Source organism: Promicromonospora sp. NPDC110617 (assembly GCF_055598465.1).
Genome location: NZ_JBVKBM010000001.1, coordinates 128,821 through 147,724 on the forward strand (window position 1 = coordinate 128,821; position 18,904 = coordinate 147,724).

At 69.2% G+C, this 18,904-nt stretch carries 17 protein-coding genes, 2 tRNA genes and 1 pseudogene; 16 read left to right on the forward strand and 4 right to left on the reverse strand.

Annotation, left to right across the window (positions count from 1 at the left end):
- Nucleotides 1–18: 18 nt before the first annotated feature.
- The 3 genes and pseudogenes from gnd to ACZ7LE_RS00545 all read left to right on the forward strand — a co-directional run.
- A pseudogene (gene gnd / locus ACZ7LE_RS00535) lies at nt 19–987 on the forward strand (phosphogluconate dehydrogenase (NAD(+)-dependent, decarboxylating)); the annotation flags it as partial.
- Between the two features lie 26 nt (nt 988–1,013).
- Complete coding sequence (gene recF / locus ACZ7LE_RS00540) at nt 1,014–2,252, forward strand: DNA replication/repair protein RecF (RefSeq protein ID WP_470401468.1); 1,239 nt, start codon at nt 1,014–1,016, stop codon at nt 2,250–2,252.
- Nucleotides 2,253–2,271: 19 nt separating this feature from the next.
- Nucleotides 2,272–2,787, forward strand: coding sequence for a DciA family protein (locus tag ACZ7LE_RS00545; protein WP_400537132.1), 516 nt, complete (start codon nt 2,272–2,274; stop codon nt 2,785–2,787).
- A gap of 168 nt (nt 2,788–2,955) precedes the next feature.
- On the opposite strand, the gene ACZ7LE_RS00550 is transcribed toward ACZ7LE_RS00545, so the two are convergent.
- Complete coding sequence (locus ACZ7LE_RS00550; protein ID WP_470401469.1) at nt 2,956–3,648, reverse strand: hypothetical protein; 693 nt, start codon at nt 3,646–3,648, stop codon at nt 2,956–2,958.
- Between the two features lie 700 nt (nt 3,649–4,348).
- Between ACZ7LE_RS00550 and gyrB the strand changes: the two genes are divergently transcribed.
- The 6 genes from gyrB to ACZ7LE_RS00580 all read left to right on the forward strand — a co-directional run bounded on the left by gyrB (nt 4,349) and on the right by ACZ7LE_RS00580 (nt 10,921).
- Nucleotides 4,349–6,427: a DNA topoisomerase (ATP-hydrolyzing) subunit B gene (gyrB, locus tag ACZ7LE_RS00555; protein WP_470401470.1), complete on the forward strand. Its 2,079-nt coding sequence runs from the start codon at nt 4,349–4,351 to the stop codon at nt 6,425–6,427.
- Between the two features lie 142 nt (nt 6,428–6,569).
- Complete coding sequence (gene gyrA, locus ACZ7LE_RS00560; protein ID WP_470401471.1) at nt 6,570–9,230, forward strand: DNA gyrase subunit A; 2,661 nt, start codon at nt 6,570–6,572, stop codon at nt 9,228–9,230.
- A complete protein-coding gene (locus tag ACZ7LE_RS00565; RefSeq protein WP_470401472.1) occupies nt 9,230–10,468 on the forward strand; it encodes a DUF3566 domain-containing protein in 1,239 nt (412 codons plus the stop codon). The genes gyrA and ACZ7LE_RS00565 overlap by 1 nt, the downstream gene beginning before the upstream one ends.
- Before the next feature lie 139 nt (nt 10,469–10,607).
- Nucleotides 10,608–10,681, forward strand: a tRNA-Ile gene (locus ACZ7LE_RS00570).
- Nucleotides 10,682–10,716: 35 nt separating this feature from the next.
- The gene (locus ACZ7LE_RS00575) at nt 10,717–10,836 is read left to right on the forward strand and encodes a DLW-39 family protein (RefSeq protein WP_253874143.1); all 120 of its coding nucleotides are present in this window, start codon (nt 10,717–10,719) and stop codon (nt 10,834–10,836) included.
- A 12-nt stretch (nt 10,837–10,848) separates the two neighbouring features.
- Nucleotides 10,849–10,921, forward strand: a tRNA-Ala gene (locus tag ACZ7LE_RS00580).
- Between the two features lie 161 nt (nt 10,922–11,082).
- On the opposite strand, the gene ACZ7LE_RS00585 is transcribed toward ACZ7LE_RS00580, so the two are convergent.
- Nucleotides 11,083–11,589: a hypothetical protein gene (locus tag ACZ7LE_RS00585; protein WP_470401473.1), complete on the reverse strand. Its 507-nt coding sequence runs from the start codon at nt 11,587–11,589 to the stop codon at nt 11,083–11,085.
- Nucleotides 11,590–11,939: 350 nt separating this feature from the next.
- On the opposite strand from ACZ7LE_RS00585, the gene ACZ7LE_RS00590 reads away from it, so the two are divergent.
- On the forward strand, nt 11,940–13,142 hold the full coding sequence (locus tag ACZ7LE_RS00590) for a beta-1,3-glucanase family protein (protein ID WP_470401474.1): 1,203 nt from the start codon (nt 11,940–11,942) through the stop codon (nt 13,140–13,142).
- Between the two features lie 75 nt (nt 13,143–13,217).
- On the opposite strand, the gene ACZ7LE_RS00595 is transcribed toward ACZ7LE_RS00590, so the two are convergent.
- A complete protein-coding gene (locus tag ACZ7LE_RS00595) occupies nt 13,218–14,222 on the reverse strand; it encodes a hypothetical protein (RefSeq protein WP_470401475.1) in 1,005 nt (334 codons plus the stop codon).
- A gap of 122 nt (nt 14,223–14,344) precedes the next feature.
- On the opposite strand from ACZ7LE_RS00595, the gene ACZ7LE_RS00600 reads away from it, so the two are divergent.
- Both ACZ7LE_RS00600 and ACZ7LE_RS00605 read left to right on the forward strand, forming a co-directional pair.
- On the forward strand, nt 14,345–14,884 hold the full coding sequence (locus tag ACZ7LE_RS00600) for a peptidylprolyl isomerase (protein WP_285100572.1): 540 nt from the start codon (nt 14,345–14,347) through the stop codon (nt 14,882–14,884).
- A gap of 82 nt (nt 14,885–14,966) precedes the next feature.
- On the forward strand, nt 14,967–15,848 hold the full coding sequence (locus tag ACZ7LE_RS00605; protein WP_470401476.1) for a rhomboid family intramembrane serine protease: 882 nt from the start codon (nt 14,967–14,969) through the stop codon (nt 15,846–15,848).
- Between the two features lie 122 nt (nt 15,849–15,970).
- Here ACZ7LE_RS00605 and ACZ7LE_RS00610 read toward each other — a convergent pair whose 3' ends face one another.
- Nucleotides 15,971–16,243 (reverse strand): cell division protein CrgA, encoded by a 273-nt coding sequence (locus tag ACZ7LE_RS00610; RefSeq protein ID WP_285100574.1) that lies wholly within the window; start codon nt 16,241–16,243, stop codon nt 15,971–15,973.
- 144 nt (nt 16,244–16,387) lie between these two features.
- Here ACZ7LE_RS00610 and ACZ7LE_RS00615 point away from each other — a divergent pair, with 144 nt between their 5' ends.
- From ACZ7LE_RS00615 to ACZ7LE_RS00630, 4 genes are read left to right on the forward strand one after another with little or no spacing between them, the layout of a single operon-like run.
- Entirely contained in the window at nt 16,388–17,203 is an 816-nt protein-coding gene (locus ACZ7LE_RS00615) for a DUF881 domain-containing protein (protein ID WP_470401477.1), read from the forward strand.
- Entirely contained in the window at nt 17,200–18,033 is an 834-nt protein-coding gene (locus ACZ7LE_RS00620; RefSeq protein ID WP_470401478.1) for a class E sortase, read from the forward strand. Before ACZ7LE_RS00615 ends, ACZ7LE_RS00620 begins: the two co-directional genes overlap by 4 nt.
- Nucleotides 18,033–18,191: a hypothetical protein gene (locus ACZ7LE_RS00625; protein WP_285100577.1), complete on the forward strand. Its 159-nt coding sequence runs from the start codon at nt 18,033–18,035 to the stop codon at nt 18,189–18,191. Before ACZ7LE_RS00620 ends, ACZ7LE_RS00625 begins: the two co-directional genes overlap by 1 nt.
- Before the next feature lie 9 nt (nt 18,192–18,200).
- The gene (locus tag ACZ7LE_RS00630; RefSeq protein ID WP_470401479.1) at nt 18,201–18,863 is read left to right on the forward strand and encodes an aminodeoxychorismate/anthranilate synthase component II; all 663 of its coding nucleotides are present in this window, start codon (nt 18,201–18,203) and stop codon (nt 18,861–18,863) included.
- The last annotated feature ends 41 nt before the right edge of the window (nt 18,864–18,904 follow it).

Here is an 18,904-nt window from a genome sequence, read left to right on the forward strand (position 1 = left end):
ACGGCGCGCGCCCGCAACCCGACGTCAGCCAGCACCAAGGACGGCCGCCACGAGCGACCCCGTCGAACGACCCAGGAGGATTTCACGCACATGGTTACCCACATCGGTCTGGTCGGCCTGGGGAAGATGGGCAACAACATGCGGGCCCGTCTGCGGAAGGGCGGCATCGAGGTCACCGGGTTCGACCCGCGGCCCGAGGTGTCGGACGTCGCGACGCTCGCGGATCTCGCCGCCGCGCTCCCCGAGGACAAGCGGGTCGTCTGGGTGATGGTTCCGGCGGGTGAACCCACTCGCGGCGTGCTCGACCAGCTCGGAGAGATCCTTTCCGAGGGTGACATCGTCATCGAGGGCGGCAACTCGCACTATGTCGAGGACCAGGAGCGGGCTGCCGAGCTCGCGAAGAACGGGATCGGCTATCTCGACGTCGGTGTGAGCGGCGGAGTCTGGGGCCTCGAGAACGGGTACGGCCTGATGGTCGGCGGCTCGGCCGCGGACGTGGAGAGCGTGCTGCCGGTCTTCGACGCGCTGCGCCCCGAGGGGCCCCGTGAGGAGGGCTTCGTGCACGCCGGCGGTGTCGGCGCCGGCCACTACGCCAAGATGGTCCACAACGGCATCGAGTACGGACTCATGCAGGCCTACGCCGAGGGCTACGAGCTCCTGGCGGCCAAGTCCGACCTGATCGCCGACGTGCACGGCACGGTGCGGGCCTGGAGCCGTGGCACTGTCGTGCGCTCCTGGCTGCTCGACCTGATGGTCAAGGCCCTGGAGGAGGACCCGAAGCTCGCCCTGCTCGACGACTGGGTCGACGACTCCGGCGAGGGCCGGTGGACCGTGGACGAGGGCATCGACCTGGCCGTGCCGCTCCCCGTGATCTCCGCCGCCCTGTTCGCGCGGTTCGCCTCGCGCCAGGAGCAGTCGCCGGCCATGAAGGCCGTCGCCGCGCTCCGCCAGCAGTTCGGCGGGCACGCGGTGAAGTCGGCGGAGTAGCGGTCGGGACGTACGATCTCCTACCGATGTACGTCTCCCACCTCTCCCTGCTGGACTTCCGGTCGTACGCGTCAGCCGACCTCGAGCTCGAACCCGGGGTCAACGCGTTCGTCGGGCGCAACGGCCGCGGCAAGACCAACCTGGTCGAGGCCATCGGCTACGTCGCCACGCTGGGTTCGCACCGGGTCGCCACAGATGCGCCGCTGGTGCGATCGGGCGCCGAGCGTGCCGTGGTCCGGACGAGGATCGTCCGGGGCGACCGGGCCAGCACGATCGAGCTGGAGATCACCCAGGGCAAGGCGAACCGTGCCCGGATCAACCGCGGCCAGCCGGTCCGGGCGCGGGACGTTCTGGGGGTCCTGCGCACGGTGCTCTTCGCGCCCGAGGACCTTGCCCTGGTGAAGGGCGACCCGGACGGCCGCCGGCGGTTCATGGACCAGCTCCTGGTACTGATGATGCCGCGGGTGTCCGCCGTGCTGTCCGACTACGAACGGGTCCTGCGGCAGCGTTCGGCACTGCTCAAGTCAGCTCGGTCGGCCCGGCGCTCCGGTGGGTCGCCGCGGTCGGAGAGCTCGGCGGCCGCCGAGCTGGCGACGCTCGACGTCTGGGACGCGCGACTGGCCGAGCTCGGTGCGGAGATCCTCTCGCTACGCGTGCAGCTGGTGAACGCGTTGCGTCCCGCGGTCGCCGCCGCGTACGAGCAGGTGAGTGATGCGGACGGCGACGCGGAGATCACCTACCGGTCGTCGTTGCCGGCCCTCTCGGCAGACAATCCACCGGAGTTGTCCACAGCCTCTGGGGATAACTTTTCGGAAGTCGGACGCCTCCGTGACCTGCTGCTCGACGCCCTCGTCGAGGCCCGCCCGCAGGAGCTGGAGCGCGGTGTGAGCCTCGTCGGCCCGCACCGCGACGACCTCGTGCTGACGCTCGGCGGACTGCCTGCCAAGGGGTACGCGAGCCATGGTGAGTCGTGGTCGTTCGCGCTCGCGCTGCGGCTCGCGTCGTTCCGGCTGCTGGGCGGGGATCCGCAGAATTCGGCGGATTCACCCACTTTCTGGGATCCCGAACTGGGTACCGACGCCGACCCGGTGCTCATCCTCGACGACGTGTTCGCCGAGCTCGACGTACGACGCCGGGAACGTCTTGCGGACCTGGTCCTCCCTGCTCGCCAGGTGCTCGTCACGGCGGCCGTGCCGGAGGACATCCCGTCGGCTCTGGACGGCGTACGGTTTCACGTGGAACCCGGGACGGTGACCCGTGACTGACGAATCTCCACAGGGGCCTGTGGATAACTCTGAGCCCGCTCTGACGCCGCCGTCGGAGGTCGCTCGCGCCGCCCTCAACCGCGCGAAGGCGGCGGCCCGGGCCCGTGGTCTGCGGCCCGGATCCCCCTCCCGGCGGTCTCCTCTGGCCGAGCCCCGGTCGAGCGGTTCGGGGCCCGGTGCCCGGGATCCACAGCTCCTCGGCGCGGTCGTCGGCCGGCTGCTGCGCGAGAAGGGCTGGACCGAGGAGGTGTCGGTGGGCGGCGTCGTGGGCCGCTGGCGCGAGGTGGTGGGTTCGGAGATCGCCGACCACTGCACCCCCGAGACGTTCGAGGAGAAGGTGCTGGTGGTGCGCGCCGACTCGACGGCCTGGGCCACCCAGCTCCGGCTGCTGGTGCCGACCCTGATCCGGCGCATGGCCGAGGAGATCGGGGAGGGCGTCGTCGAGGAGGTCACGGTGCTCGGCCCGGCCGGCCCCGGGTTCCGGCGCGGGCCCCGGTCCGTGCGCGGCCCCGGCCCTCGGGACACCTGGGGCTGACCGCACCGGTCCACGATCCACAGGCTCCACGCCGGCGGCCGGCGGCCACCGCACACGTGCCCGTACGCGGTCCGGAACGGCCCGCAGACGCACGAAGGGCTCCCCGGCCGAGGCCGGGGAGCCCTTCGTCGCTCAGCTACGCCGTAGCGTCAGCCAGGAGCTGTGTGATCAGGCGTTCTGCTGCATCCGCTTGCGGGCCCAGACCAGGGCGACGCCACCGAGGGCGAGCAGAGCGGCGAACGCGATGGCGCCACCGACGGTCGCACCGGTCGCGGCGAGCTCGGCGGGCTCCTCAGCCTCGGGGCTGGGCGACGCGGAAGGCTCGGCGGCGGGTGGCACGGAGGCCTCCTCGCTGGGCTCGACGGACGGAGACGGCTCCGGCGTCGGCTCGGCGCACTCTTCCTCGATCACGATGGCCTCGGTCGGCAGCAGCGCCGAACCGTCCTCCTGGAGCTGGTAGGCACCGAGCTCCTCGGGGAACGTGTACTCCTCCGAGTTCAGCGTGGCAACGATGCCGGCCTCGGTCTTGGTGTAGGTGATGGCCTCGGTGCTCTCCGGGATGACGACGTCGTCCAGGCTGGCGGCGCAACCGGCCACGGCCTCCGGGATGACCGGGGTGACGACCTCGGCCGGCGGGGGCGTCTGGCAGACACCGATCGAGCCGGACTCCGACCAGTCGTACTGCGTGCCGTCCCGGCCGTCGTAGGCGTCGACGGTGACGGTCCACTCGTGCGCCTTGTCGAGCGCGAGGTCCGGGTAGAGCTTCTGGAAGCCGTTGGAGAACTCGGTGTCCTCGAAGGTCTGACCGTCGATGACGACCGTGACCTTGGCCCCGTTGTAGTACTTGAGATCAACGTTCACGAAACCGCAGTCTGCGGAGACGCTCGGCGTGTGTGCGGAGGCGGGTGCGGCGCTGGCAATCATGCCGCCGAATGCCAGGATGGCGAGAGTTCCGCCGGCGAGAAGCTTCTTCACTCTGTTGCCCTTCGAAGTGAGAGTGCGCGTGCGCGCGCATGTGACCGGTCGGCGCTATTAGAGCAGAAAACGACAAATCAACGAAATGTCACCTTCTGCGTGCAAATTTTCTGACCTTCAACAGACGGCGACATGACGATCCGAAGGGCAATCGCATGCCGGGACGCACTCTCGACGAGTCGTCCGGAGTGGCGTCGTCGAGGTCGTCGACCGCGCCCGTCCGAGGACGGGACCGGACCCCCGGACGGGACCTCCGGCGGGGGTCGGATCGACGCTCCGGACGCCGTTCGGGAACCGCTTCCAGCCCTCAGAAATCACCCTGTGGAGAAAGGTTGTGGAGGAGTGGCTACAAACACCCCAGGATCCCGGGTTTTCGCCGCTCAGAAGGTAGTATGAGGGGGTCAACCGCGCCGGGTTCCCAGGAACGTCCTGAGGGCCCGGAACGCTGAGCACCGACGAGCCGTCGGACCGTACGTGGCACCCGAGCACGGCATGGACCTCACCTGGTCCGAGCCGCTCGCGCAGCAGCTGGTACGTCCGTCGTCGTGCACATCGTGTGCCTGAAAGACGAGGAGCAACCCCGCCCGTGACAGAGCGAATCGACGGCGGCTACGACGCCGGGAACATCACAGTCCTGGAAGGTCTCGAGGCCGTTCGTAAGCGACCGGGCATGTATATCGGATCGACCGGTGAGCGTGGGCTCCACCACCTTGTGTACGAGATTGTGGATAACGCTGTGGACGAGGCCCTTGCGGGTCACGCCACCGAGATCGACGTGCGCCTTCTGGCCGACGGCGGAGTGCGAGTCTCCGACGACGGCCGAGGCATTCCGGTCGCCATGCACCCGACCGAGGGCAAGCCGACGCTTGAGGTCGTGATGACGATCCTGCATGCCGGTGGCAAGTTCGGCGGCGGCGGATATGCCGTCTCCGGCGGCCTCCACGGCGTCGGCATGTCCGTGGTGAATGCGTTGAGCACCCGGTTCGTCTCCGAGGTGCGCCGCGACGGGTTCAACTGGCGTCAGGAGTACACCGACGGCGGTAACCCGATCACCGGCGTCGAGAAGCTCGGGCCGCTCGGCCCCGACGAGCACACCGGAACCACGCAGACGTTCTGGGCCGACGGGTCGATCTTCGAGACGACCGAGTACGACTTCGAGACGCTGCGCGCCCGGTTCCAGCAGTACGCCTTCCTCAACAAGGGCCTGAAGATCACGCTCACCGACGAGCGGGCCGGCCACTCGTCCGCGACGGACGAGGTCACGGGTGCCGAGCCCGATGCGACGGTCGACGGCGTCGAGGAGGTCGCGGGCGCCGACGGTCAGCCGGACGCCGAGGGCACGTCGCAGGACGCGGACGCCTGGCGCACCGTCACGTTCAAGTACGACGACGGCCTCATGGACTACGTGCACCACCTCAACTCGGCGAAGCGGGTGGAGCTCATCCACCCCGACGTCATCTCGTTCGAGAGCGAGGACACCGAGCGGAAGATCTCGGTCGAGGTCGCGCTCCAGTGGACCAGCGCGTACAGCGAGTCGGTCCACACGTTCGCCAACACGATCTCCACCACCGAGGGCGGCACGCACGAGGAGGGCTTCCGCGCGGCGATGACCACGCTGGTCAACAGCTACGCGCGGGACAAGGGGATCATCAAGGAGAAGGACGAGAACCTCACGGGTGACGACATCCGCGAGGGCCTGACCGCCGTCATCTCCGTGAAGCTCGGCGAGCCGCAGTTCGAGGGCCAGACCAAGACCAAGCTCGGGAACACGGAGGCCAAGACCTTCGTGCAGCGCGTGGTCCGCGAGCAGCTCGTCGACTGGTTCGACGCGCACCCGAACGAGGCCCGCGACGTCATCCGCAAGGCGATCCAGGCCTCGCAGGCCCGGATCGCGGCCCGCAAGGCCCGCGAGGCGACCCGCCGCAAGGGCATCCTCAACGGCGGCGGCATGCCGGGCAAGCTCAAGGACTGCCAGTCCCGCTTCCCCGACGAGTGCGAGATCTACATCGTCGAGGGTGACTCCGCCGGCGGCTCGGCGGTGCGTGGGCGCAACCCGCACAACCAGGCGATCCTGCCCCTGCGCGGCAAGATCCTGAACGTCGAGCGGGCGCGCCTGGACAAGGCGCTGTCCAACGCCGAGGTCCAGGCGCTGATCACGTCCTTCGGCACGGGCATCGGCGAGGACTTCGACATCTCGAAGCTGAAGTACCACAAGATCGTGCTCATGGCCGACGCCGACGTCGACGGCCAGCACATCTGCACCCTGCTCCTGACGCTGCTGTTCCGGTACATGCGACCCCTGATCGAGCACGGCCACGTGTACCTCGCGCAGCCGCCGCTGTACCGGATCAAGTGGAGCAACGCCCCGCACGACTACGTGTACTCGGACCGGGAGCGCGACGCGTTCCTGGAGGCCGGTGCCGCGCAGGGCAAGCGGATCCCGAAGGACAACGGCATCCAGCGCTACAAGGGTCTCGGCGAGATGGACTACTCCGAGCTCTGGGACACCACGATGGACCCCGACCACCGGACGCTGCTGCAGGTCACCATGGACGACGCGGCCGCGGCGGACGAGATCTTCTCGGTGCTCATGGGCGAGGACGTGGAGTCCCGCCGCACCTTCATCCAGCGCAACGCCAAGGACGTTCGGTTCCTTGATATCTGACGTGTGAGGCGCGGGCCCGGGACGCGGTCGACGTGGGCAGGGATGTCCGAGTCGTCATTCGTGGAACGGGCTCGCGAACTCCGGTAGATATCGACGTGAGACGAAGTGACACGCCCAGCGGCGTGGAAAGGAAGTACAGACGGTGACGGACGAGACCCCCGGCGTGGAGAACTCCGACGACGGCATTCCCCTGGAGGACGCGCGGGTAGCGGTCCACCACGGTCGTGTCGAGCAGGTCGACCTGCAGCTGGAGATGCAGCGGTCGTACCTCGACTACGCGATGAGCGTGATCGTGGGGCGCGCGCTGCCCGACGTGCGCGACGGCCTCAAGCCGGTGCACCGCCGTGTCATCTACGCGATGTACGACGGCGGGTACCGGCCCGACCGCGCGTTCTCCAAGTGCTCGCGCGTCGTGGGTGACGTCATGGGCAAGTACCACCCGCACGGCGACACCGCGATCTACGACACCCTGGTGCGCCTCGTGCAGGACTGGGTGCTGCGCTACCCGCTGGTCGCCGGGCAGGGCAACTTCGGCTCGCCGGGCAACGACCCGGCCGCCGCCCCGCGGTACACCGAGTGCAAGATGGCGCCGCTCGCGCTCGAGATGGTGCGCGACATCGAGAAGGGCACCGTCGACTTCCGGCCGAACTACGACGGCCGTACGCAGGAGCCCGTCGTCCTTCCGGCGCGCATCCCGAACCTTCTCGTCAACGGCTCGGCAGGCATCGCCGTCGGCATGGCCACCAACATCCCGCCGCACAACCTGCGCGAGGTGGCCGAGGGTGTCCGGTGGCACCTCGCCCACCCCGACGCCTCGCGCGAGGAGCTGCTCGAGGCGCTCCTGCAGCGCATCAAGGGCCCGGACTTCCCCTCCGGTGCGCAGATCCTGGGCCACAAGGGCATCGAGGACGCGTACCGCACGGGCCGCGGCTCGATCACGATGCGCGCGGTCGTGAACGTCGAGGAGATCCAGAACCGGATCTGCCTGGTCGTCACCGAGCTGCCGTACATGGTCAACCCGGACAACCTCGCCTCGAAGATCGCGGACCTCGTCAACGACGGCCGCATCCAGGGCATCGCGGACATCCGCGACGAGACGTCGGGCCGTACCGGCCAGCGGCTGGTGATCGTGCTCAAGCGCGACGCCGTGGCCAAGGTGGTGCTGAACAACCTCTACAAGCACACGCCGCTGCAGGAGAACTTCAGCGCCAACATGCTCGCGCTGGTCGACGAGGTGCCCCGCACGCTCAGCGTCGACGCGTTCGTGCGGCACTGGACGACGCACCAGATCGAGGTCGTCCGCCGGCGCACGGAGTACCTCCTCAAGGAGGCCCAGGACCAGATCCACATCTACGAGGGCTACCTCAAGGCCCTCGACGCGCTCGACGAGGTCATCGCCCTGATCCGGCGCTCCCCCGACGTCGACGAGGCGCGCACGGGCCTGATGGACCTGCTCACCATCGACGAGCAGCAGGCCAACGCGATCCTCTCGATGCAGCTGCGCCGGCTGGCGGCCCTCGAACGGCAGAAGATCCTCGACGAGCACGCCAAGCTGCGGGCCGAGATCGATGACTACCTGGACATCCTCGCCAAGCCGGAGCGTCAGCGGACCATCGTGGGCGAGGAGCTCGACGAGGTCACCGAGCGCTGGGGCGACGAGCGCCGCACCACGATCCTCCCGTACGACGGCGACATGTCCATGGAGGACCTGATCCCCGAGGAGGACGTGGTCGTCACGATCACGCGCGGCGGCTACGCCAAGCGGACGCGGACGGACAACTACCGCTCGCAGAAGCGCGGCGGCAAGGGGGTGCGCGGCGCACAGCTGCGCGAGGACGACATCGTGGACCACTTCTTCACGACGACGACCCACCACTGGATGCTGTTCTTCACCAACCTCGGCCGGGTCTACCGGGCCAAGGGCTACGAGCTGCCCGAGGGTGGCCGGGACGCGAAGGGCCAGCACGTCGCGAACCTGCTGGCCTTCCAGCCGGGCGAGAAGATCGCCCAGGTGCTCGACATCCCCGACTACGAGGCCGCCGAGTACCTGGTGCTGGCCACGCGGCGCGGGCTGGTGAAGAAGACGCGCCTGAGCGAGTACAACTCGCCGAGGTCGGGCGGCCTCATCGCGATCAACCTCCGGGAGGACGCCGACGGCGACGCGGACGAGCTGGTCTCGGCCCGGCTCGTGAACGCGGACGACGACCTCATCCTCGTGTCGCGCAAGGGCCAGTCGATCCGCTTCCACGCGGACGACGAGTCGATCCGCCCGCTGGGCCGCGCGACGTCCGGCGTCACCGGCATGAAGTTCCGCGAGGAGGACGAGCTGCTGTCCGCCGACGTGGTCATCGACGGCGCCGACCTGTTCGTCGTCACCGAGGGCGGGTTCGCCAAGCGCACCCGGATCTCGGAGTACCGGATCCAGGGCCGTGGCGGGCTCGGCATCAAGGTCGCCAACCTGGTGGAGGCGCGCGGCGACCTCGTGGGCGCGCTCGTGACCCACGCGGACGACGAGGTGCTGGTGATCATGGAGCGCGGCAAGATCGTGCGTTCGGCCGTCGCGGAAGTTAACCTCACCGGCCGGAACACCCAGGGGGTAACCTTCGCAAAGCCGGACAAGGGGGACAGGATCATCGCCGTCGCGCGCAACGCGGAGCGTGAGGACGCGGGCGATGCGGTGGCTGCCACCGACGAGAACTCCGACGGTGAACCCGCCGAGCGGGTTACCGTGGAAGAGAATCCGACCCCCGACGAAGTTCCGAGCACCCCTGAGCAGGACAGCACCGGACGCGAGGACAGCTGATGACGAGTGACAAGAACGGGCACGTGCGCATCGCGACGCCTTCGCTCGAAGAAGACCTGGAGATCACCCGGGATCGCAAGGCCGTGACGCAGGAGAAGGACACGGACGAGACCACGGGCGCGGAGTCGGCAGGGGCCGGCTCGGAGAAGACCTCCGCGTCGAACGGTTCGGCCACGGACAAGCCCGCCGACGGCGGCAGCGCGTCGAACGGCGCCGCTGCCGGCCAGGCCACGGGCGGCGAGAAGCTGTCCGAGCCCGTCGTGGTCGCCTCCCCCGCCGCGAAGGCGGACCAGCCCACGGAGAGTAAGGCCCCGAAACCCGCCGCCGCGGCCGACACGGCCGTCCCCACCACCGGTGGGGTCTGGCGGTCCGCCTACGAGGCGGGCAAGCAGGGCAAGGAGCAGAAGACCGCCGCGGAGTCGAACGGCGGGTCCAAGGACTCCGCGGGCCTCGTCTCGGCGATCGGGCGGGCCTCGACCAAGACCGACACCGCGGCGTCGCAGAGCGCGCCCGCGGCAGAGCCGGACGCGAAGTCGTGGAACCGGGTCCCGGCGCCCGGCACGCCGGGCGGCACCACCCCGGCGGCCGCTCCGACGGGGGCCGCGGACGGCGTGAAGGCCGGCGCGATGAAGGCCGCTCAGGCCGCCCTCGACGCGGCTCGCAGCGCGGCGAAGAAGGTGTCCTCGATCATGCCTGACGACGATGGGCAGACGGCGGCTCAGAACGAGCCCAAGCCGCGGCCCGAGATGCACTACACCGCGGGTGGCGTGCGCGGCACCGCCGCTCCGGTCGGTACGCCCGCCGACGGCGCGCAGGGCCAGCCCGCGCACCCGGCGTCGGCTCCCACGCCCGAGGTGCCACGCCCAGCTCCGGCCGGCCCGCGCCGCGTACGGCTCGCGATCTCCCGGGTCGACCCGTGGTCCGTCATGAAGCTGGCGTTCCTGCTGGCGGTCGCGGTCGCGATCATGACCGTCGTGGCCACGGCGGTGTTCTGGTCGGTGCTCAACAGCCTCGGTGTCTTCACCACGGTGCAGAGCTTCGTGGAGGACGCCGTAGGCCCACAGAGCAACGTGAACCTCACGCAGTTCGTGGAGTTCCCGCGCGTCATCTCCCTCGCGACCCTGATCAGCATCTGCAACATCGTGCTGCTGACGGCGATCGCGACGATCATGGCGTTCCTGTACAACATCACGGCAGCACTCGTCGGCGGCGTGCACATGACGCTGACCGACGACTGACCAGCACTGCCAGAGCGTTCTCGTGCGCTCTCACGCACGGCTCGGCGCACGTCACACCGCGGACCATCATTTCGGTTTGGGACATCGTCCCGACCTGGGGTAATCTCCAGTGTCGCAAGAGCGTGCGTAACGCTCGTCCGGGGCTATAGCTCAGACGGTTAGAGCGCTTCCCTGATAAGGAAGAGGTCGGAGGTTCAAGTCCTCCTAGCCCCACTCCCGGACCTGCAGAGGCTCCCCAGGAGGAACTCGTGAAGAAGCTGCTGATAGTGCTGCTGGCGGCCGGCGCCGGCTACGTCCTCTGGCGCAAGCTGAGTGAGGACGCGGCTGGCCGCGATCTCTGGTCCGAGGTCACCGACTCGATCGACTGAGCGGCCCTCGTCGGGGCCATGGCGCAATTGGTAGCGCACCTGCTTTGCAAGCAGGGGGTTGGGGGTTCGAGTCCCCCTGGCTCCACCCTGTCCCACCTGCACCGATACTCATCGGTGCAGGTGGGTTTTTCAGTTTCCGGGCTGGGAAGGTGCCTGTCCGGGAGCCTGTGCAGCGTCATCGTCGCCTTCCTTCGGCTCGCTGAGCACGGCCCTGGCAGCATCTACGCTCCTGGCCGACATCGGGTACTAGATCCCCGTATCGCGCTTCTCGGCCAGCCGTGGCGCACGCCTCGCGCCTGCCCACCGATGCACCCGCCAAGCGAAGGCGCACTGGATCCCGATGAGCAGGATCGACACGGCCGGCGCCAGGAGCCACGTCCGCTCACCAGGGAGGTAGGCCACCTGGGGGTCGGCGAGCTTGTCGCTGTGCAGTGTTGGGTGAACAGGCTCCGGCGGGGGGTCCCCTTCCTGGGAGCCGAGGCTGTCCTCAAGGAGGACGTCTTGGATAGTGCGTCCGTCGACGTCGGAAACCCACGTGCCATTCCATGAGCAGCGCACCGTGGCCCTGTGCCGGGAGCAGACCTGTTCGACGGGCGTGAATGTGCCGGCTTCACCGCCATGCTCCGCATCCCAGCTGTTCACCGTGCCCGAGACTCCAGACACGACGGTGATCACGGCTCCGACCGACAGCAGGACATATGCGACTACCTCAACGATGGTGACACCGACTCGTCGCAGTTCTCCGCTCACCATGGCCGCAACCTACCTGGTCAACAGTCGAGCCCTCTCTTCATGTGCAGGTCGTGCCCTCCGGTGGACACCTGCCGGAATCAACAGGACCGAGGCACCGTGGTGCCACTGTTCCTCCGGGCTCTTGTCGTTCCCGGGGTCGGTCGGCCCGCTCTGCCGTGGTCGGACGCCACCGTGTCCGAGGGATCACGTAGGCGCCCGTTGTGGGATACCCGTACGTTCGGCCGGTCCGGCGAATTTTTCACCCCCGATCCGTCTCGGGCTACTGACAAGGCAGGACCCCTTCCATATCGTCGAGCGCGAGGGGCAGCACCACCCAACTGTTCGGCCCCTCGTGATCCGAGGAGGACAGCGTGTCCCTGACCAGGAAGCTCATCGGCACCGCCGCCGCAGTGACAGCAGCCCTGTCGGCTGCCGTGGTCGCCACGCCGACAGCCACCGCAGTGCCCGACACCATCCCGCTCACCATCACCAACGACTCAGGTCGTGGCGACCAGGTGTTCATCTATGTCCTGGGCGAGACGGGCGGCCAGCTCGGCTACGCCGACGCCCAAGGGACGTTCCACCCCTGGCCGGACGCCGGGAGCGTCCCCGAGCCGGCGCCGGACGCATCGATCGCCGGCCCGGCGGACGGGCAGGACGTCACCATCCAGATGCCCAAGCTGTCCGGCCGCGTGTACTTCTCCTACGGCAGCAAGCTCGACCTCAAGATCGTCAACGACGGGCGGCTCGTGCAGCCGGCCGTGCAGAACCCGAGCGACCCGAACCGCGACATCCTGTTCAACTGGACGGAGTACACGCTCAACGACTCCGGCCTGTGGATCAACAGCACCCAGGTCGACTTCTTCTCCGCGCCCTACCAGACGGGCCTGCGCTCCTCGAGCGGCGAGCTGCTGCACACGGGGATGCTCAAGCCCGACGGCTGGGACAACGTCGTCTCGTCGCTCTCCCAGCAGGACGGCTGGGACGGCCTCGCGCAGACCGGACCCGACGGATCCGTGCTGCGGGTCCTGTCCCCCGGCCACGGCGTCGGCACGGGCCAGGTCGACGCGAACGTCCTGTCCGACTACGTCGACCGCGTCTGGAGCAAGTACGCGAGCGAGACCCTCACCGTCGTGCCGTACGGCGACCAGCCGGACAAGAAGTTCCTCGGGACGGTCTCCGGCGACACGATGACGTTCACCGACACGTCGGGCGCCGTCGTCACCACGTTCCCGAAGCCCTCGGGCGAGTCGATCTTCGGCTGCGCGGGCGACCTCGCCGCGCCGAACAACGACATCGGTGCCATCGCGCGCACGCTGTGCGCCGGATTCAACCGGTCCTCGCTGCTCGACAGCAGCACCCAGCCGACCCAGGATCCGGCCGGCTTCTACCAGGACTCGGTGACGAACTACTACGCCAAGTACATCCACGAGCAGATGGCGGACGGCAAGGCCTACGCGTTCGCGTTCGACGACGTCGTGGCGCAGGAGTCGCTGGTGCACGACGGTGACCCGACCGAGGCTTTCATCCAGCTCGACCCGTTCGCGGGGGCGGCCACGCCGATCGGCGGGTGATCGCGACCCGCACAGGACAGGAGGGCCCGGTCGTGTCGGCCGGGCCCTCCTGGCGTGCACGAGGCAGGCTGGCGGTCAGCCGCCCTGCTTGCTCTCCCCCGGCGGGACCTGGTCCACGACCGGCTCGTCCTTGGCCGGCGGAGCCGGCTTGGCGTCCTTCGGCTCCGTCGCCTTGACCGGAGTCTGGGGGCTGTCGGAGCCAGCCTTCTGCGCGGCGTCGGACACCGCGCTGCTCGCCTTCTGCGCCGTGGACTTCGCGGCGTCGATGACGGGACCGGCCTTCTCCTTGGCGGCGTCGATCACCGGGGCGGCCTTCTCGAGCACCGGACCGGCCTTCTCCTTTGCCGCCTCGAACGCGGGGCTCGCGGCCGAGTAGGCGCGGGCACCGAGGTCCTTGGCCGTCTGCGCGGCCTTGGCCCCGGCCTCCTTGCCCTTGGCGATCGCGGAACCTGCCGCCGAGCCGACGCCGGAGGAGTGCTTGGCGGCGCCGTCGGAGTAGTCGGCTCCCGAGCTCTGTTCCCAGGGCTCGGCCCACGGGTCGGTCTGCGGCTGCGCGCGCTTCCAGAACACGTAGCCCGCGACGGCTGCGCCGCCTGCGGCCAGCGCGATGAGCCAGCCCTTCTTGGAGCTCTTCCTGCTGGCCTTGTCCGCCGCGTCCGTGACGGTCTCGGCGAGCGAGGTCTTGCCCTGTGCTGCCGCGGCGTTGGCCGCGGCGGCGTTGAACGCGGAGACCATCTTCGGGAGCAGGTCGTCCACGAGCTTGTCGTGTGCGGAGTCGATCAGGGGCGCAGCCTTGCCCGCCACCTTCTCGACCTGGGGCGCGGCCGCCTGCAGGCTGTCCTGCCAGGCCTTCTCGGCGCGCGGTGTGAGCCATGCGATGAAGTCGTTCACGCGAGGCTGGGCCCAGTCCTTCGCGTTCGAGGCCCGGTCCTTGGCCTGGGCCGCGAAGGACCCGGCCTGTGTCGCGGCCTTGGAGCTGACGTCGGAAAGCAGAGCTGTGGCCTCCGCGGCCCTCTCCTTGACCTTCTCGGTGTCGATCTTGCTCGTGTCCACGTAGTCGGTCACCTTCTTGCGGGTCATGTAACTCCCCCCGAACTGTTCAATACTCCTCAAGGTGCCACTCTGCCATCGCCTGCCCTTACTAGCGAGGTAAGGCGGCGACGCTGCAGCATCCGCGGGCCGCTCCGTGGGAGGATTGATACATGTTCGCAATCCTGCACACCACCTCCGGTGACATCCGCATCGAGCTCTTCCCGAACCACGCGCCCAAGACTGTCGAGAACTTCGTCGGCCTCGCGACGGGTGAGAAGGCCTGGACGGACCCGCGCACGGGCGAGGAGCGCAAGGACCCGTTCTACGACGGCCTGATCTTCCACCGCGTCATCGACGACTTCATGATCCAGGGCGGCTGCCCGCTCGGGACGGGAACCGGCGGCCCGGGGTACACGTTCAACGACGAGATCCATCCCGAGCTCCAGTTCAACGAGAAGTACATCCTCGCGATGGCCAACGCCGGCAAGCGCCGGAACCCGGTCACCGGCGAGATCGAGGGCACCAACGGCTCCCAGTTCTTCCTCACCACCGCGGAGACCCCGTGGCTGAACGGCAAGCACACGATCTTCGGCAAGGTCGCGGACGACGCGTCGCGCGAGGTCGTCGACAAGGTCGGCAAGACGCGCACGCGTCCTGGCGACCGTCCCGTCGAGGACATCGTCATCGAGTCGGTCACCATCGAGCCCTGATCCGCCGCGGCGCCCACGCCGTCCTGGACCGGACACGTACGACCTGAGCACTGAGGACCGAGGGGACTGAGGACGTATCACGATGAACGACCCGGCCGCCGAGGAGCCGACCGAGGCCGCGGCTCCCGTCTGCCCGCGACACCCGGACCGGGTGAGCTATGTGCGCTGCCAGCGCTGCGGTCGGCCGACGTGCCCGGAGTGCCAGCGACCGGCCGCGGTCGGCGTCCAGTGCGTCGACTGCGTCCGGGACTCGAAGCGTGCGGCCCCGCGCGTCCGGACGGTCTTCGGCGGCGCGGCCACCAGCACCGCCACCCAGGGCCGGCCGGTCGTCACGCTGACGATCATCGGCATCTGCGTGGTGAGCTGGCTGCTGCAGCTGGTGACGAGGGGTGAGTGGACGCAGGCGCTGTGGTTCTGGCCCTGGGGCGGCGCGATGGAGCCCTGGCGGTTCCTCACGGCGTCGTTCCTGCACTCCACGTCACCGCTGCACATCCTGTTCAACATGTACGCGCTGTGGATCACGGGCCAGTTCCTCGAGCCGCTGCTCGGCCGGTCCCGGTTCGCGGTCCTGTGCCTGCTGTCCGCCGTGGGCGGGTCGGTCGGCGTGCTGCTCCTGGCCGGCGACCCGTTCACGTCGGCCGCCTGGGTGACGCCGGTCGTCGGCGCGTCCGGCATGGTGTTCGGGCTGTTCGGGGCGATGCTCCCCGTGATGCGTCGCCTGGGCCGCAGCATGGGTCAGGTGCTCGTCCTGCTCGCGATCAACGGCGCCATCGGGTTCTTCGTGCCGAACATCTCGTGGCAGGCGCACCTCGGCGGTCTCGTCACCGGTGCGCTGGTGGCGACGGCGTACGCGTACGCACCCAAGGAGCGGCGCGCGCTCGTCGCATGGCTGGTCCCGGTGGCCGGTATCGCCGTCCTGATCGCGCTGGCGGTGTGGCGCTACAGCTCCGCCGGCGTCCTGTGAACAGGCGGGCGGAGCAGCTGGCGGTGTATCACCGCTCTCTTTTCCCCAGCTTTACCCACAGCTGTGGATAAATGGGTACACAGCTCCGCGGTCGCGTCTGCGCGGCCGCGGAGCCGCCGTTCTCAGCGCCAGCGGGTGGTGAGCCCGAAGCCCACGATGATCAGGCCGAAGCCGACCGCGAGGTTCCACTGGCCGATCTGCGGGATCGGCAGCGCGAGGTCTGCGCTGGTCAGGTAGTACGTCACGATCCAGGCGAGGCCGAGGACCATGAGGCCGACCATGACGGGGGCGAGCCAACGGGGGTTGACCGCCTCGCCGGGCAGCGCGACCTTGGCCTCGGCCTTGTCAGCCTTGGGCGTGGCCTTCTTCTTGTTGCGGGACTTCGACTCGGGCACGAGGCGGGCTCCTGTCCTGGGGGGTCTGCCCGACGGGTGTGCCGAGCCGACGTCTGCTTGCTCGTGGACTAGCGTAGTGGTCGACAGCCCGAGTCGTGACCAGACGCGTCCGCGGGTTTGTCGAATGTTGCAGGAGGGACGCGTGTGATCGGACCGGAGCCGACGCCCGCGCCGTCGTCCAAGGGCGGTGCCGGAGGCTTTCTTGGTGCCCTGACCCACGCGCGATGGCGTTCGTGGCTCAGCGTGGGGGCGGTCGCCGTGCTGGCCGGCCTCATGTTCAGTGCCAGCGCCCGGCTGGCCGACGGCGGCGGTGCCGGCAACCGCGACCCGCAGGATCTCGCGCAGCTCGTGGACACCGAGACGAACCGCGTCACCGACCTCACCGAGCGCAGCACCGAGCTGGACCGCGAGATCGAGGGGCTGAGCGCACGTGCCGGCACGACCGTGCCGACGCTGGACGACGACCTGGTGCGGCGCGAGGGCGTGGTGTCGGGATCCGAACCGGTACGGGGTGCCGGGCTGACCGTGACGCTCGACGACGCGCCGTCGACGTCGGTCGGCGCGGGGCCCGGCGGCGTCGAGCCGCAGCCGGACGACCTCGTGGTGCACCAGCAGGACCTGCAGCACGTGATCAACGCGCTCTGGGCCGGCGGGGCCGAGGCGATGACCCTGCAGGGCGAGCGGGTGACGTCGACGTCGGCGTTCCGGTGCTCGGGAAACATCCTGCTGCTGCACGGCAAGGTCTTCTCACCACCGTACAAGGTGACGGCAGTGGGAGACCCGGCGAAGATGGAGGCGTCGCTCGACGAGTCCGAGGGTGTGCAGACGTACCTCGAGTACGTGGACTGGGTACACCTGGGCTGGGACGTGCGGCGTAGCGACCACCTGGACCTCCCCGCGTACGACGGCGGCGGTCTGCAGTACGCGACGGTTCCCGATGGTACGGAGGTCTTTGGATGACCCACGCGCAGGCCGGCCACAACGTGCCGCTGCCCCAGGAGGTGTTCCCCATCGCCTATCAGCGCGGTCCGTCCGGGATGGGGCCGCGCAACGCGCGGCGCCCCCAGTCGTCGGGATCCCCCATGCGACCCGTCGCGTGGCTGATCGGCGTGATGGGTGAGCTCCTCGTGACGGCAGGCCTGGTGCTCGGGCTGTTCGTCGTGTGGCAGCTCTGGTGGACGGACGTCGAGGGCGCGCGCGCCCAGAACGAGATCATCGCCGAGATGGACTGGGAGGCCCCTCCGACCGGCCCGCAGACCGCCGAGGAGAACCACGGGCCGCCACCGGTCATGGCGGAGCCGCCGGACGCCGGCACGCTCTTCGCGCAGATGTACATCCCGCGGTTCGGCGACGACTACGTCAAGCCGATCGCCGAGGGTACGGACAAGGCGACGGTGCTCGACACCATCGGCATCGGGCACTACGTGGGTACCGCGATGCCGGGCGACCTGGGCAACTTCGCGGTCGCCGCGCACCGCACGACCTACGGCAAGCCGTTCAACCAGATCGCGGAGCTCAAGCCCGGCGATCCCCTGGTCGTCCGCACCGAGGACACCTGGTACGTGTACAAGGTGACCGAGTCGCAGATCGTCTACCCGCAGAACGTCGAGGTCATCGCGCCGGTCCCGGGCGTGACCGCCGACGAGCAGATGCCCGAGCTGACCCAGCGGTTCATCACGCTGACCTCCTGCCACCCGATGTTCTCCGCCACCGAGCGGTACATCGTGCACGGTGAGCTCGAGTACTGGTCGCCCGTGGGCGAGGGCAAGCCGAAGGAGCTGGTGAGCTGATGTACGCGCTGTTGTGGCGGGCCATCCCCGGCCCTGGCTGGTTCAAGTTCCTGGTGTGCCTCGTGCTGGCGTTCGGCGTGATCGCGGTGTGCTTCACCCAGTTCTTCCCGTGGCTCAGCGACTACATGCCGTTCAACGACACCACCGTCGGCGCGTAGCATGCCTGCATGACGCGCATCCTCGTCGTCGACAACTACGACTCGTTCGTCTACACGATCGTCGGTTATCTCGACCAGATCGGCGCCCGGACCGTGGTGGTCCGGAACGACGCCGTGCCCACCCCCGACGCCGACGGCCGCTTCTGGTACGACGGCGACGACGGCACGCCCGTGCCCTACGACGGCGTGCTCGTCTCCCCCGGCCCCGGTACTCCCGCGGAGGCCGGCGCCTCCGAGGACGTGATCCGGGCCTGCGCCCGGTCGCGCACCCCGATGCTCGGCGTCTGCCTCGGGCACCAGGCGCTGGCCGAGGTGTTCGGCGGCAAGGTGACGCACGCGCCGGAGCTCATGCACGGCAAGACGAGCCTCGTGGAGCACTCGGGCCAGGGTGTCCTCGCCGGCCTGCCCGCGCCGTTCACCGCGACGCGCTACCACTCGCTGGCCGTGACGCCGGACAGCGTGCCGGCCGAGCTCGAGGTGACGTGCTCGACGGCGTCGGGCATCGTGATGGGGCTGCAGCACCGCGAGCTGCCGCTGCACGGCGTGCAGTTCCACCCCGAGTCCGTGCTCACCGAGGGCGGGCACCGGCTGCTGGCGAACTGGCTGGAGACCTGCGGGCTCGACGGCGCCGTGGAGCGGGCACAGGGAATGGCGCCGCTGGTCATCTCGTGACCTGCGACGCCGTCGTGCGGTGCGGCCCCTGACCGGTTCCC